This is a genomic window from Pseudomonas sp. ADPe (genome assembly GCF_014843515.1).
In the GTDB taxonomy this organism is placed as follows: domain Bacteria; phylum Pseudomonadota; class Gammaproteobacteria; order Pseudomonadales; family Pseudomonadaceae; genus Pseudomonas; species Pseudomonas citronellolis.
This window is the reverse complement of the sequence record NZ_CP062122.1, coordinates 5,869,472-5,882,753: the sequence shown is the minus strand read 5'-3', so window position 1 is coordinate 5,882,753 and position 13,282 is coordinate 5,869,472. Positions and strand designations below refer to the sequence as shown.

Sequence of the window (13,282 nt, the reverse complement as noted above, 5' to 3'; positions counted from 1 at the left end):
TTTACCCGCCATGAGCCACACCCCGGACGACACCGCCGGCGAACGCCAGGCCCACGCCTGGAACATCCGTTACCTGCCGGAGGCGCCGGTACCTTTCGTCATCCACTTCGTCAGCCAGTACCGCTGGGCCTACCTGGCGATCCTGCTGCTGCAGATCACCGCGGTGGTCTGCACCGTGCTGATCCCCTGGAGCCTGGGCCAGGTCACCCGCCTGGTGAACGCCAGCAGCACGCCCGAGGCGCTGTTCTGGCCGGTGGCCGGCTTCGCCGTGCTGGTGGCCCTGGAGGTGGTCTTCACCCGCAGCGCCAACACCATCAACATCCGCGTGCTGCCGCGCCAGCGGGCGCGCGTCACCTACACCGTCTACGCCTACCTGCAGCAGCACTCGCACCGCTTCGTCAGCAACGAGTTCGCCGGTGCCCTGGCGCACAAGGTCTCGGAAGTCGCCATGGGGGTGAACCAGACCATGAACATCCTGCTCTTCGACCTGATCCCGCTGCTGGTCACCCTGAGCCTGGCGAGCCTGGTGCTGGCCAGCGCCTCGGGCCTGCTGGCGGCATTCATGCTGGGCTGGTCGGTGCTGTTCATCGGCATCTCCTTCCTGCTCGCCCGGCGCAGCCACCCGCTGGCGCAGCAGTACTCCGCGGCGCGCAGCATCAGCACCGGCAAGGTGGTGGACGCGGTGACCAACCTGAGCAACGTGCGCCTGTTCGCCCGGCATTCCCACGAGCTGGACTACCTGTCCGGCTACCTGGACCGCGAACTGGCGGCGGCCGGCCGCTCGCTGGGCTACATGGAGAAGATCCGCTGGTTCCAGAACAGCTGCGGCATGGCCCTGAAGATCGGCATGCTGCTGCTCACCCTGTGGCTGTGGCGCAGCGGCGCCATCAGCATCGCCGCCTTCGTCATGGCCACCAGCATGGCGCTGCTGATCATCAACGACGTGGCCAGCCTGTCGCGGCGCTTCCTGGAGCTGTTCGAGGCCACCGGCAACATCGCCAACGGCGTGCGCACCCTGATCCGCCCCCACGAGGTGGTCGACCGCCCCGACGCCCGCCGCCTGGAAGTGCGCCAGGGCAACGTCGAGTTCCGCGGCGTGCGCTTCGGCTACCACCCCGGCCAGCCGATCTTCGAGCAGCTCGACCTGCGCATCCCGGCCGGCCAGCGCGTCGGCCTGGTGGGCTTCTCCGGCTCCGGCAAGTCCACCCTGCTCAACCTGCTGCTGCGCCTGTACGACGTCGACGGCGGCCAGGTGCTGATCGACGGCCAGGACATCCGCGAGGTGACGCAGCACTCGCTGCACCGGCAGATCGGCCTGATCCCCCAGGAGCCGGGGCTGTTCCACCGCAGCATCCGCGAGAACATCCATTACGGGCGCCTGGAGGCCAGCGCCGAGGAACTGGCCGCGGCCATCCACGGCGCCGGCGCCAGCGCCTTCATCGAACGCATGGAGCACGGCTACGATTCCCTGGTGGGCGAGCGCGGCGTCAAGCTGTCCGGCGGCCAGCGGCAGCGCATCGCCATCGCCCGGGTGCTGCTGAAGAACGCACCCATCCTGGTGATGGACGAGGCCACTTCCAGCCTGGACTCCATCACCGAGCGCTTCATCCAGGACCAGCTGGACAGCATCATGCAGGGCAAGACCGTGATCGTGGTGGCCCACCGCCTGTCGACAGTGGCACACCTTGACCGCATCATCGTCTTCGACAAGGGCCGCGTGGTCGAGGACGGCAGCCACCAGGAGCTGCTGAAGAAGCGCGGCCAGTACTACCGCCTGTGGAGCCGGCAGTCCGACGGGCTGTTCCAGGAAGAAGCCGAGGCGGTCTGAATTTCCCAACCGGAGAGCGACATGAACTACCGAACCCTGGGCCGCTCCGGCCTGCAGGTCTCCCCCCTGGCGCTGGGCAGCATGATGTTCGGCGGCCAGACCGATGCCGCCGCCTCGCGGCGCATCATCGACCAGGCGCTGGAGCGCGGGATCAACTTCATCGACACCGCCGACGTTTACAACGACGGGCGCTCGGAGGAAATCGTCGGCCAGGCCATCGCCGCGCGCCGCGACGACTGGGTACTGGCCTCCAAGGTCGGCATGGGCCCGGCGGACGCCTGGCCGAACCGCCGCGGCCTGGGCCGCAAGCACATCGCCGCGGCCCTGGATGCCAGCCTGAAACGCCTGGGCACCGACTACCTGGACCTCTACTACCTGCACCGCGAGGACCCGCAGACGCCGCTGGAGGAAACGGTCGCGGCCATCGGCGACGCCATCGCCCAGGGCAAGGTGCGCCACTGGGGGCTGTCCAACTACCGCGGCTGGCGCATCGCCGAGGTGGTCCACGTGGCCGAGCGCCTGGGCGTGCCCCGGCCCATCGCCAGCCAGCCGCTGTACAACCTGGTGAACCGCCAGGCCGAGACCGAGCAGTTCACCGCCGCCGAATTCCACGGCCTGGGCGTGGTGCCCTACAGTCCGCTGGCCCGCGGCGTGCTCAGCGGCAAGTACCTGCCGGGCGTGGAGCCGGCCGCGGACAGCCGCGCCGGGCGCCAGGACAAGCGCATCCTGGAGACCGAATGGCGCGCGGAGTCCCTGGAGATCGCACAGAAGCTGAAGGCCCACGCCGAGGCGCGTGGCGTCGGCGTGGTGCAGTTCGCCATCGCCTGGGTGCTGAACAACGCCCTGGTCAGCGCGGCCATCGTCGGCCCGCGCACCGAGGAACAGTGGCAGGACTACCTGAAGGCGCTGGACGTGCGCCTGGACGCCGAGGACGAAGCCTTCGTCGACGCCCTGGTCACCCCCGGCCACGCCTCCACGCCGGGCTACAACGACCCGACCCACTTCGTCCCCGGCCGCCGCCCGCGCGGGGCATGACGGGACGCCAGCCGCGCCGAAGCGCCCTTCGTAGGATGGGTTGAGCTTGCGAAACCCATGCGGTTGCGGTGATGGGTATCGCTTCGCTCAACCCATCCTACGGGTGCGTCTTTCCTTGTAGGAGCGGATTTATCCGCGATTGCAGGGAGCGCTACAGGCGTTTCCCGGTTGTGCCGGTGCATTGGGCTGACTCCGCCCTCTCCCTACCCCTCTCCCTGAAGGGAGAGGGGACCGTTCGGCAGAGCTGGGTAGTCTGGAGTTAGCCGGACACGCCGGTGGTTTCCGGCTGAAGCCATGCTTTCCGCTGGCACAGACAAGCCCCCTCTCCCTTCAGGGAGAGGGCTGGGGAGAGGGTGCTCTTGGTCCTGGCACCGAAGCCACGGGAAGCCCCGTTCGCGAGCAAGCTCGCTCCTACGAAAAGCTGTGCTCGCCCGTCCTCCTCCGCCCAGTTCAGATCGACAGCCGCACGATACGGCTGGCCAACGGCGCAGGCGTGCGGCGCTTGTTCACCACCAGTTCGCCGGCGGCGATCAGCCGGGCCCTGACGATGTTGCGGCTGAGCCCCAGCAGGTCGGAGGTGTGCACCTGGTTGGCATGGCAGAACTGGTAGGCCTCGCGCACCAGCAGGCTTTCCACCTGCCCATGCACGTCGCCGCCGCGCTCGCGGAACAGGCGCAGGAAGGCGCGTTCCAGCTGCGCTTCCAGCGGTTCGTCGGCGCCGGCCGCGCCCTCCAGGCGTTCCGGGCGCAGCCCCGGCAGGCGCAGGTCGTCGGCCTCGATGCGGCCGCCCTGGCAGACCAGCAGGGTGTGGTGGATGACGTTCTCCAGCTCGCGGATGTTGCCCGGCCAGTCGTACTCCGCCAGCTTGCGCGCCGCCGCATCGCTCAGGTCGACCGCCTCGAAGCCGAGCTTGCGCCCGTAGGTGCCGATGAAGTGCCGCACCAGCGGCAGGATGTCGCCGCGCCGCTCACGCAGCGCGGGCAGCTGCAGGGTGACGACGTTGAGGCGGTAGTACAGGTCCTCGCGGAAGTGCCCGGCGTTGATCGCCTTCTCCAGCTGCACGTTGGTGGCCGCCAGCACCCGCACGTCGATCGGGATGCCCTTGCGTGAGCCCAGGCGCACCACTTCGCGCTCCTGCAGCACGCGCAGCAGCTTGACCTGGATGGGCATCGGCAAATCGCCGATCTCGTCGAGGAACAGGGTGCCGCCGTTGGCCGCCTCGAACCAGCCGGGCTTGGCGCCCAGGGCGCCGGTGAAGGCGCCCTTCTCGTGGCCGAACAGCTCGGCCTCCACCAGGGATTCGGAGAAGGCCCCGCAGTTCACCGCGACGAAGGGCCGGTCGCGCCGGCCGCTCAAATTGTGGATGTGACGTGCGACCAGCTCCTTTCCCGTGCCGGTCTCGCCGATGATCAGGACGCTGGCCTCGCTGGGGGCGACCTGTTGCAAATGGGAGAGAAGCGCCTGCGATTTCGGGTCTTCGAAGACCTGTGCGGTTGCCCGGATCGAGGTGGCCAGTGTCGGGTTGGGTGGGAGGGTCAGCAGTTGCATGGGCTTCCTTACGAGTAGAACGTGGGCGAAGGTCGCTGCCGGTTGAGCGCCCAGGCGCCGAGCTCCTGGACGCGGTAATCGAGGGGGTCGTGCAGGCTCTGGGTGCGCAGGTTGCGCCAGTGCCGGTCCAGCCGCAGCGCGGCGTGGGTGGCGCGGGCGCCGGTGACTTCGAAGAGGCGGCTACAGAGTTCCAGGCCCACGCGGGTGGCGGCGACCTTGGCGGTGCCGATGGCGATGGCCAGCTCCGCGCGCTCCTCGGCACCCAGGCGCTGTTCCTTGCCCCAGGCCGCGTCGAACTGCGCGGCGGCGCGCTCCACCAGCAGGCGCACGCCTTCCAGGCCGACCCAGAAGTCGCCGTAGTGGCGCAGCACGTACGGGTCCTCGCTGATGCTCTCGGCGCTGGAGCGGAACCAGGGCCGCGCCTCCTTGAGGGTGTAGCCGCGGAATTCCTCGAAGGCGCCTTCGGCGATGCCGAGGAACATGTGGGCGAAGATCAGCTGCGCCAGCAGCGGGCGCAGGCAGGCGAAAGGCGTGCTCAGCGGGCCCGGGTCCAGCAGCAGCTCGGAGCGCTCCACGCGCACCCGCTCGAAGGTCACGCTGCCGCTGTCGGTCTGGCGCTGGCCCATGTTGTCCCAGTCGTCGTGCACGCCGATGCCGCTGCGGCCGCTGGGCAGCGCGGCGATCAGCAGCTTGCCGCCGGCGCTTTCGTCCACCGCCGAGGCGATCAGCATCTCCGAGTCGTTGGCGCCGGAACAGAAGCTCTTCTTGCCGGAGAACTCGCACCAGCCGTCGAACCACTTCACCTGGGTGCGGGTGTCCAGCGGGTTCAGGGCATTGCCCCAGAACCAGTTCTTGCGCGCGGTCAGCTCGAACCACGGCTGCCACTGCTCCGGGCGCGAGAACAGGCGCACGGTGGCCAGCATCAGGTGGTGGAAGCCGAACACGTGGGCCACGGAACTGTCGGCCCGGGCGAACTCGCGGACCACCTCCAGGGTCAGCGACCAGTCCGCGCCATGGCCGCCGAAGGCGCCGGGAATGCTCAGGGCCAGCAGGCCGCTGTGGCGGATGGCGTCGCGCTCGGCCTTGGGCGTGCCGCCGCGCTCGTCGCGTTCGGCGGCGTTCTCGGCAAAACCGGCGGCCAGCTGGCGGGCGATCTGCAAAGGGTTGAGGATGCGGCTTTGCTGGTTGGCGCTCACACGGGATCCCTCGTCGGTCGGGGCGGCCTTCAGGCGGGCGCCGCCCCGGCAATGAACCTTCGGCCGCGGCCGCCATGGGCCCGGCCGGCGAAATTGAACTGCACGCAGGGCCGAGCAATAACCATTCCAGTGTCCACCGAGCCGGTTTGCGCGGCCTGGCGCGGGCGGCCTGTTGCTATCTGAGCAACAACTGTTGATTCGCTGTTGCCCCGCTGCCTCCGCCGATCGGCAACCCCTGGCGCCGCGCTCGCGTACCAGCTAAACCCGCTGATAGGGAAGACGCCGGGCCAGGGCGCAGGTCGGTTTCAGGATGCGCCGGGTCGCTTGGGTGCAAACCCCGGGCGAGCAGGATGGCAAGCTTGCAGGATGCCCCCGGACCGGTGCGTCAAGACACCCGGCCGGCGGCAGGGAGGGCGACCGGGTGACCACGCCGCCGTGACGTGGACGGTACGCCGCAGCCGAAGACACCGGAGGTTTGCCGCCAAGGCAGGCCGGTCCGCGATGCCGAGGTACGCTGTATGCCTGATGAGACGCTTCACCTGCCCCTGATCCACGACGTGCTGGCACGCGAGAAGGACACCCCCGGCGCCCTGCTGCCGATCCTCCACGCCATCCAGGACGGCTGCGGGTACGTTCCCGACCTCGCCGTCGCGGAAATCGCCCATGCCCTCAACCTCAGCCAGGCCGAGGTGCGCGGGGTGATCAGCTTCTACCACGACTTCCGCACCGCGCCGCCGGCGCGCCACACCCTGCGCCTGTGCCGCGCCGAGTCCTGCCAGAGCATGGGCGCCGAGCGCCTGGCCGCGCAGCTGCGCGAACAGCTGGCGCTGGACGACCACGGCACCAGCGCCGACGGCAACATCAGCCTGCGCCCGGTGTACTGCCTGGGCGCCTGCGCCTGCTCGCCGGCCCTGGAGCTGGACGGCCGGCTGCACGCGCGGCTCACCGCCGAGCGCCTGCGCGAGCTGGTCAACGGCTGCCTGGAGGATGGCGCATGCTGAAGCTCTTCCTCCCCCGCGACTCCGTCGCCCGCGCCGTGGGCGCGGAACAGGTGGCCGCCGCCCTGGCCCACGAGGCAGGGCGCCGGCAGCTGCCGCTGGAACTGCGCCGCACCAGCTCCCGCGGCCTCTACTGGCTGGAACCGCTGCTGGAGGTGGAAGACGCCGCCGGCCGCCGCCTGGGCTTCGGCCCGCTCGCCGAGCAGGACGTGCCCGCCCTGCTCGATGCCCTGGCCGCCGACGCCACCATTCACCCGCTGGCCCTGGGGCCGGTGGAGGACATCCCCTACCTGAAGAGCCAGCAGCGCCTGCTGTTCGCCCGCGCCGGCATCACCCGGCCGCTGTCCCTGGAGGACTATCGCGCCCACGGCGGCTTCGAGGGCCTGGCGCGGGCCATCGCCCTGGACGGCGCCGAGGTGGTCGCCGCGGTGCTCGACTCCGGCCTGCGCGGCCGCGGCGGCGCGGCCTTCCCCGCCGGCATCAAGTGGCGCACCGTGCGCGAGGCCCCGGCCACGCCGAAATACGTGGTGTGCAACGCCGACGAAGGCGACTCCGGCACCTTCGCCGACCGCATGCTGATGGAGGGCGACCCCTTCCTGCTGGTCGAGGGCATGGCCATCGCCGGCCTCGCCGTGGGCGCCAGCCTGGGCTACATCTACGTGCGCTCGGAATACCCGGACGCCATCGACACCCTGGAGCAGGCCCTGGCCATCGCCCGCGAGGCCGGCTACCTGGGCGCCGACGTGCTGGGCAGCGGCCGCGCCTTCGACCTGCAGGTGCGGGTGGGCGCCGGCGCCTACATCTGCGGCGAGGAAACCGCCCTGCTCGACTCACTTGAGGGCAAGCGTGGCGTGGTCCGCGCCAAGCCGCCGCTGCCGGCCCTGCAGGGCCTGTTCGGCCAGCCGACGCTGGTGCACAACGTGCTCACCCTGGCCTCGGTGCCGGTGATCCTGGCTCGCGGCGCGCCGTTCTACCGCGACTTCGGCATGGGCCGCTCGCTGGGCACCATGCCCTTCCAGCTGGCCGGCAACGTGCGCCACGGCGGCCTGGTGGAACGCGCCTTCGGCCTGAGCCTGCGCGAGCTGGTGGAAGGCTACGGCGGCGGCACCGCCAGCGGCCGCCCGCTGAAGGCGGCGCAGGTGGGCGGCCCGCTGGGCGCCTGGGTGCCGCCGGCGCAGTTCGACACCCCGCTGGACTACGAGGCCTTCGCCGCCATGGGCGCCATGCTCGGCCACGGCGGCGTGGTGGTGGCCGACGACAGCCTGGACATGGCGCGCATGGCCCGCTTCGCCCTGCAGTTCTGCGCCGAGGAATCCTGCGGCAAGTGCACGCCCTGCCGGCTCGGCTCCACCCGCGGTGTGGAGGTGGTGGACCGGCTGATCGCCGCCACCGACCTCGGCGCCCGCGAGGAACAGGCGCGGCTGCTCGTGGACCTCTGCGACACCATGCAATACGGCTCGCTCTGCGCCCTGGGCGGAATGACTTCCTACCCGGTGACCAGCGCCCTCAAGCACTTCCCCGCCGACTTCGGTCTGGCGAATACGGAGGCCGACCAGTGATCAACCTCTTCGATCCCTCCACCGACATCGTCGACCTCGGCACCCCGCCCCGCGACAGCGAGGCGCAGGTCAGCCTGAGCATCGACGGCCGCGAGATCAGCGTGCCCGCCGGCACCTCGGTGATGCGCGCCGCCGCGCTGCTGGGTACCAGCATTCCCAAGCTCTGCGCCACCGACAGCCTGGAAGCCTTCGGCTCCTGCCGCATGTGCCTGGTGGAAATCGACGGCATGCGCGGCTACCCCGCCTCCTGCACCACGCCGGTGGCCGAGGGCATGGTGGTGCGCACGCAGACGCCGAAGCTGGCGACGCTGCGGCGCAACGTCATGGAACTGTACATCTCCGACCACCCGCTGGACTGCCTGACCTGCCCGGCCAACGGCAACTGCGAGCTGCAGACCGTGGCCGGCCAGGTGGGCCTGCGCGAGGTGCGCTACGGCTACGCCGGGGCCAACCACCTGAGCGAGGCCAAGGACGTCTCCAACCCCTACTTCGACTACGACCCGAGCAAGTGCATCGTCTGCAACCGCTGCGTGCGCGCCTGCGAGGAAATCCAGGGCACCTTCGCCCTGACCATCGACGGCCGCGGCTTCGACTCGCGGGTGGCGGCGGCCGGCGGCGACGACTTCCTCGACTCCGAGTGCGTGTCCTGCGGCGCCTGCGTGCAGGCCTGCCCCACCGCCACGCTGATGGAGAAGAGCGTGGTGCAGCTGGGCCAGCCGGAGCGCAGCGTCGTCACCACCTGCGCCTACTGCGGCGTGGGCTGCTCGTTCCGCGCCGAGCTCAAGGGCGAGCAGCTGGTGCGCATGGTCCCGGACCGCAACGGCCAGGCCAACCACGGCCACGCCTGCGTCAAGGGCCGCTTCGCCTGGGGCTACGCCACCCACCCCGAGCGCATCACCAAGCCGATGATCCGCCAGAACATCAGCGATCCCTGGCAGGAGGTCAGCTGGGAAGAAGCGCTCAACCACGCGGCCGGCGAATTCCGCCGCATCCAGCTCAAGTACGGGCGCGACTCCATCGGCGGCATCACCTCCAGCCGCTGCACCAACGAAGAGACCTACCTGGTGCAGAAGCTGGTGCGCGCCGCCTTCGGCAACAACAACGTCGACACCTGCGCCCGCGTCTGCCACTCGCCCACCGGCTACGGCCTGAAGCAGACCCTCGGCGAATCCGCCGGCACCCAGAGCTTCGACTCGGTGATGCAGGCCGACGTCATCCTGGTGATGGGCGCCAACCCCACCGACGCCCACCCGGTGTTCGGCTCCCAGCTCAAGCGCCGCCTGCGCCAGGGCGCGCGGCTGATCGTCATCGATCCGCGGCGCATCGACCTGGTGGATTCGCCCCACGCCCGCGCCGAGCTGCACCTGCAGCTGCGCCCGGGCACCAACGTGGCCATGCTCAACGCCCTGGCCCACGTCATCGTCACCGAGGGACTGGTCGACCAGCGCTTCGTCGAGCAGCGCTGTGAGGCGGCGGACTTCGCCCACTGGCGCGACTTCGTCAGCCAGCCGCAGAACGCCCCCGAAGTGCTCGGCCCGGTGTGCGGCGTACCCGCCGAACTGATCCGCGCCGCCGCGCGGCTCTACGCCACCGGCGGCAACGCGGCCATCTACTACGGCCTGGGCGTCACCGAGCACAGCCAGGGCAGCACCGCGGTGATGGGCATCGCCAACCTGGCCATGGCCACCGGCAACGTCGGCCGCGAAGGCGTGGGGGTGAACCCGCTGCGCGGGCAGAACAACGTCCAGGGCTCCTGCGACATGGGCTCCTTCCCCCACGAGCTGCCAGGCTACCGGCACATCTCCAACGTCGAGGTGCGCAGCCAGTTCGAGCAGGCCTGGGGCGTGAGCCTGCAGCCCGACCCGGGCCTGCGCATCCCCAACATGTTCGAGGCGGCCCTGGACGGCAGCTTCAAGGCGCTGTACTGCCAGGGCGAGGACATCGCCCAGAGCGACCCCAACACCCAGCACGTCACCGCTGCCCTCTCGGCCATGGAATGCGTGGTGGTGCAGGACATCTTCCTCAACGAGACGGCCAAGTTCGCCCACGTGTTCCTGCCGGGCAGCTCCTTCCTGGAAAAGGACGGCACCTTCACCAACGCCGAACGGCGCATCTCGCGGGTGCGCAAGGTGATGGAGCCGCTGGGCGGCAAGGCCGACTGGGAAGCGACCATGGCGCTGTCCAACGCCCTGGGCTACCCGATGAACTACCGCCACCCGTCCGAGATCATGGACGAGATCGCCCGCCTGACGCCCACCTTCGCCCGCGTCAGCTACGCCGAGCTGGACCGCCACGGCAGCCTGCAGTGGCCGTGCAACGACGCCGCGCCCGACGGCACCCCGACCATGCACATCGACCAGTTCGTGCGCGGCAAGGGGCGCTTCATGCTCACCGGCTACGTGCCCACCGACGAGAAGGTCAACAACCGCTACCCGCTGCTGCTGACCACCGGGCGCATCCTCAGCCAGTACAACGTCGGCGCCCAGACGCGGCGCACCGGCAACGTCGCCTGGCACCCCGAGGACCGCCTGGAGATCCACCCCAGCGACGCCGAGAGCCGCGGCATCGCCGACGGCGACTGGGTCGGCGTGGGCAGCCGCGCCGGGCAGACGGTGCTGCGCGCCAAGGTCAGCGAGCGGGTGGCGCCGGGGGTGGTCTACACCACCTTCCACTTCCCCGAGTCCGGCGCCAACGTGATCACCACCGACAACTCCGACTGGGCCACCAACTGCCCGGAATACAAGGTCACCGCGGTGGAAGTGGTGCGCGTCTTCCAGCCCTCGGAATGGCAGAAGCGCTACCAGGCGTTCAGCGACGAACAGCGCCGCCTGCTGAAGGAACGCCGCCACGCCGAGAAAGCCGAGGTGCGCCGATGAGCATCGACAACCTGGTCAAGATGGCCAACCAGATCGGCCAGTACTTCGCCAGCGAGGCCGACCGCGAACTGGCCGTGCGCGGCGTGCGCCAGCACCTGCAGAGCTTCTGGACGCCGGCCATGCGCCGCGACCTGGGGGCCTGGCTGGCGCAGCACCCGGAGACCGACCTGCACCCGCTGGTGCAGGAAGCGCTGAAGGAGCCGGCGGAGAGCGCCTAGCGGAGACGGCCAGACTACGATACCGCCCCCGACCGCCGGCCGCAGGAGCCCTGAGCGGCCTGCGCCGCGCGGGGGCGGCGCAGGCGGGTTTCAGCGCAGGGTGTAGCCGTTGTCGACGACCAGGTCCTGGCCGTGGATGCCGCGGGCCTGGTCCGAGAGCATGAAGAGGATCGCATCGGCGACCGCCTCCGCCTCCAGGAAGCGGCCGTCCAGCAGGCGCCCGTTGACGCTGGCGGCGACCTTGCCCAAGGCCTCGTCGTCCAGCCCCAGGGTGCCCCAGATCGGCGTCGCCGTGGGCCCGGGCGACACGACGTTGACGCGGATGCCCTCGCCCGCCAGTTCCACCGCCAGGGTGCGCGCCTGGGCCTTGAGCGCCGACTTCGAGGCGATGTAGGCGGCCAGCCCCGGGAAGCTCACCTGGGACAGGAAGGTGCCGATGAACACCACCGAAGACGGCCGCGCCATCTGCCCGCGCAAGGCGGCCAGGGTGTTCAGCGCGCCGGCGCCGTTGACCGCCCACTGCCGCTGGAACGCCGCCTGGTCCAGGCCGTCGGCCAGTTGCGCGATGCCGGCGTTGGGCAGCAGGTAGTCCACCGGCCCCAGTTCCCGGGCCAGGTCCGCCAGGCACTGGAGGTCCTCGGCGCGGGTGACGTCGCCGCTCAACCAGCACAAGTGGCCGCCGGCCTCGTCGAGGTCGGCCGGCGGCACCTCGCGCCGGGCCATGGCCACTACCCGGGTGCCCTCGCGCAGCAGCCGCCGGGCCACGGCCAGGCCGATGCCGGAACCGGCGCCGGTGATCACCGCCAGGGGGGACCTGGAATCATTGCTTGGCATGTACATGCTCCTGATGGTCGTCAGTGGGATCGCCTGGCGCGGGGATTCGCGCATCGGCGCCAGGAACCATCACCAACTTCCGTGCCAGGGTAAAACCCTCAGTTTTTCAAGGTGTTGAAGGCCACCGAAGTCATCATGACTCTCCGCACAGCGAGTTCTTTCGACTGCAAACGAGGTACTTAGGACTTGATGGCGAACCCGAGCGTCCATGTCTTTCCTTCACGCCGGGCATTCTGCAACGTAGCGGCAGAAGGCTATCCTTCAGATAATTCGGAAGGATTCTGCGACGTCGCCTGAGGGGGCGTCCGCCGACCGAACGCTCCGGGGCGCGCACCGCCCCTCGGCAAGGGAGCCGCCGACTTCGCCACCCATTCCAGTTCCGGGAGCCGGTATGCCTTGCCAGCCCTTCGCCAGATTCGTCGTGTCCGCTCGCCGCTGGCTGGGCATCGGCCTGCTCGCGCTCGTAGCCGCGACCGATGCCACTGAATACCCGCCGCTGCGGGTGATGACCGACTACTGGCCGCCCTTCCGCATCGAAGGCGCCGACGGCCGCATCAGCGGCCTGGACATGGATCTGCTGGCCGAGCTGGAAAAGCGCACCGGCCTGCGCTTCGAGGTGCACCGCGCGCCCTGGGCCCGCGGCCTGGCCGCCCTGCAGAGCGGCGCGGCGGACCTGATGACGGGCCTTGCGCGCACCCCGGAGCGCGAGCAGTACATCGACTACCTGCCGCAGCCCTACTACGCCTGCGCCCCGCGCCTGTACGCCTCGCCGCAGGAGGCGCCGCGCATCGCCCGCTACGACGACCTGCTCGGCCCCACCATCGGCTATGTGCTGGAGTCCGCCTACTTCGAACCCTTCGACTCCGACAAGCGCCTGAAGAAATTCGGCGTGAACAACGAGACGCAACTGCTGCAGATGCTCTCCCTCGGCCGCCTGCAACTGGTGATCGGCACCGACTGCCAGGTGGACTACGAACTGCGCGACCCGCAACTGGCCCGGCAGATCGTGCGCACCCGCTTCCAGCCGGACAGCCGCACCGAGCTCTACCTGGGCTTCTCCCACCAGCGCCCGCTGACGGCCGAGCGCCAACTGATCGAAGGCGCGCTGCGGCAGATGCTCGACGAGGGCTGGGTGCAACGGGCGGCCGCGCGCTATCAGCGCACCGATGGGCAGTAGCGCGCCGGACAGG

10 protein-coding genes are annotated in these 13,282 nt (G+C 70.1%); 7 read left to right on the top strand and 3 right to left on the bottom strand.

The window, feature by feature from the left end; genetic code table 11:
- Positions 1 to 10 precede the first annotated feature (10 nt).
- Together IG194_RS26585 and IG194_RS26580 are read left to right on the top strand one after the other, a co-directional pair.
- Complete coding sequence (locus IG194_RS26585) at positions 11 to 1,828, top strand: ABC transporter ATP-binding protein (protein WP_058489232.1); 1,818 nt, start codon at positions 11 to 13, stop codon at positions 1,826 to 1,828.
- A 21-nt stretch (positions 1,829 to 1,849) separates the two neighbouring features.
- Entirely contained in the window at positions 1,850 to 2,863 is a 1,014-nt protein-coding gene (locus IG194_RS26580; protein WP_009619600.1) for an aldo/keto reductase, read from the top strand.
- Positions 2,864 to 3,313: 450 nt separating this feature from the next.
- Here IG194_RS26580 and IG194_RS26575 read toward each other — a convergent pair whose 3' ends face one another.
- Positions 3,314 to 4,411 (bottom strand): sigma-54 interaction domain-containing protein, encoded by a 1,098-nt coding sequence (locus IG194_RS26575; protein WP_058489231.1) that lies wholly within the window; start codon positions 4,409 to 4,411, stop codon positions 3,314 to 3,316.
- Between the two features lie 8 nt (positions 4,412 to 4,419).
- Positions 4,420 to 5,607 (bottom strand): acyl-CoA dehydrogenase family protein, encoded by a 1,188-nt coding sequence (locus IG194_RS26570; RefSeq protein WP_009619597.1) that lies wholly within the window; start codon positions 5,605 to 5,607, stop codon positions 4,420 to 4,422.
- A 518-nt stretch (positions 5,608 to 6,125) separates the two neighbouring features.
- On the opposite strand from IG194_RS26570, the gene IG194_RS26565 reads away from it, so the two are divergent.
- Genes IG194_RS26565 through IG194_RS26550 form a run of 4 tightly spaced genes read left to right on the top strand, consistent with a single transcriptional unit; the run spans position 6,126 to position 11,258 of the window.
- Positions 6,126 to 6,608 carry a formate dehydrogenase subunit gamma gene (locus tag IG194_RS26565; protein ID WP_009619595.1) on the top strand — a complete coding sequence of 161 codons (483 nt, stop codon included), beginning with the start codon at positions 6,126 to 6,128 and terminating at the stop codon, positions 6,606 to 6,608.
- On the top strand, positions 6,602 to 8,164 hold the full coding sequence (locus IG194_RS26560; protein ID WP_058489230.1) for a formate dehydrogenase beta subunit: 1,563 nt from the start codon (positions 6,602 to 6,604) through the stop codon (positions 8,162 to 8,164). The genes IG194_RS26565 and IG194_RS26560 overlap by 7 nt, the downstream gene beginning before the upstream one ends.
- Positions 8,161 to 11,040 (top strand): formate dehydrogenase subunit alpha, encoded by a 2,880-nt coding sequence (fdhF, locus tag IG194_RS26555; RefSeq protein WP_058489229.1) that lies wholly within the window; start codon positions 8,161 to 8,163, stop codon positions 11,038 to 11,040. The genes IG194_RS26560 and fdhF overlap by 4 nt, the downstream gene beginning before the upstream one ends.
- A complete protein-coding gene (locus tag IG194_RS26550; protein WP_058489228.1) occupies positions 11,037 to 11,258 on the top strand; it encodes a formate dehydrogenase subunit delta in 222 nt (73 codons plus the stop codon). Before fdhF ends, IG194_RS26550 begins: the two co-directional genes overlap by 4 nt.
- Before the next feature lie 90 nt (positions 11,259 to 11,348).
- On the opposite strand, the gene IG194_RS26545 is transcribed toward IG194_RS26550, so the two are convergent.
- On the bottom strand, positions 11,349 to 12,092 hold the full coding sequence (locus tag IG194_RS26545; RefSeq protein ID WP_058489227.1) for an SDR family NAD(P)-dependent oxidoreductase: 744 nt from the start codon (positions 12,090 to 12,092) through the stop codon (positions 11,349 to 11,351).
- Between the two features lie 391 nt (positions 12,093 to 12,483).
- Between IG194_RS26545 and IG194_RS26540 the strand changes: the two genes are divergently transcribed.
- Positions 12,484 to 13,269 (top strand): substrate-binding periplasmic protein, encoded by a 786-nt coding sequence (locus tag IG194_RS26540; RefSeq protein WP_064987646.1) that lies wholly within the window; start codon positions 12,484 to 12,486, stop codon positions 13,267 to 13,269.
- The last annotated feature ends 13 nt before the right edge of the window (positions 13,270 to 13,282 follow it).

Coding starts and splice junctions, on each gene's coding strand:
- IG194_RS26580 (WP_009619600.1), top strand. CDS start 1,850: ATGAACTACCGAACCCTGGGCCGCTCCGGCCTGCAGGTCTCCCCCCTG.
- IG194_RS26540 (WP_064987646.1), top strand. CDS start 12,484: ATGCCTTGCCAGCCCTTCGCCAGATTCGTCGTGTCCGCTCGCCGCTGG.
- IG194_RS26550 (WP_058489228.1), top strand. CDS start 11,037: ATGAGCATCGACAACCTGGTCAAGATGGCCAACCAGATCGGCCAGTAC.
- IG194_RS26545 (WP_058489227.1), bottom strand. CDS start 12,092: ATGCCAAGCAATGATTCCAGGTCCCCCCTGGCGGTGATCACCGGCGCC.
- IG194_RS26565 (WP_009619595.1), top strand. CDS start 6,126: ATGCCTGATGAGACGCTTCACCTGCCCCTGATCCACGACGTGCTGGCA.
- IG194_RS26560 (WP_058489230.1), top strand. CDS start 6,602: ATGCTGAAGCTCTTCCTCCCCCGCGACTCCGTCGCCCGCGCCGTGGGC.
- IG194_RS26585 (WP_058489232.1), top strand. CDS start 11: ATGAGCCACACCCCGGACGACACCGCCGGCGAACGCCAGGCCCACGCC.
- IG194_RS26575 (WP_058489231.1), bottom strand. CDS start 4,411: ATGCAACTGCTGACCCTCCCACCCAACCCGACACTGGCCACCTCGATC.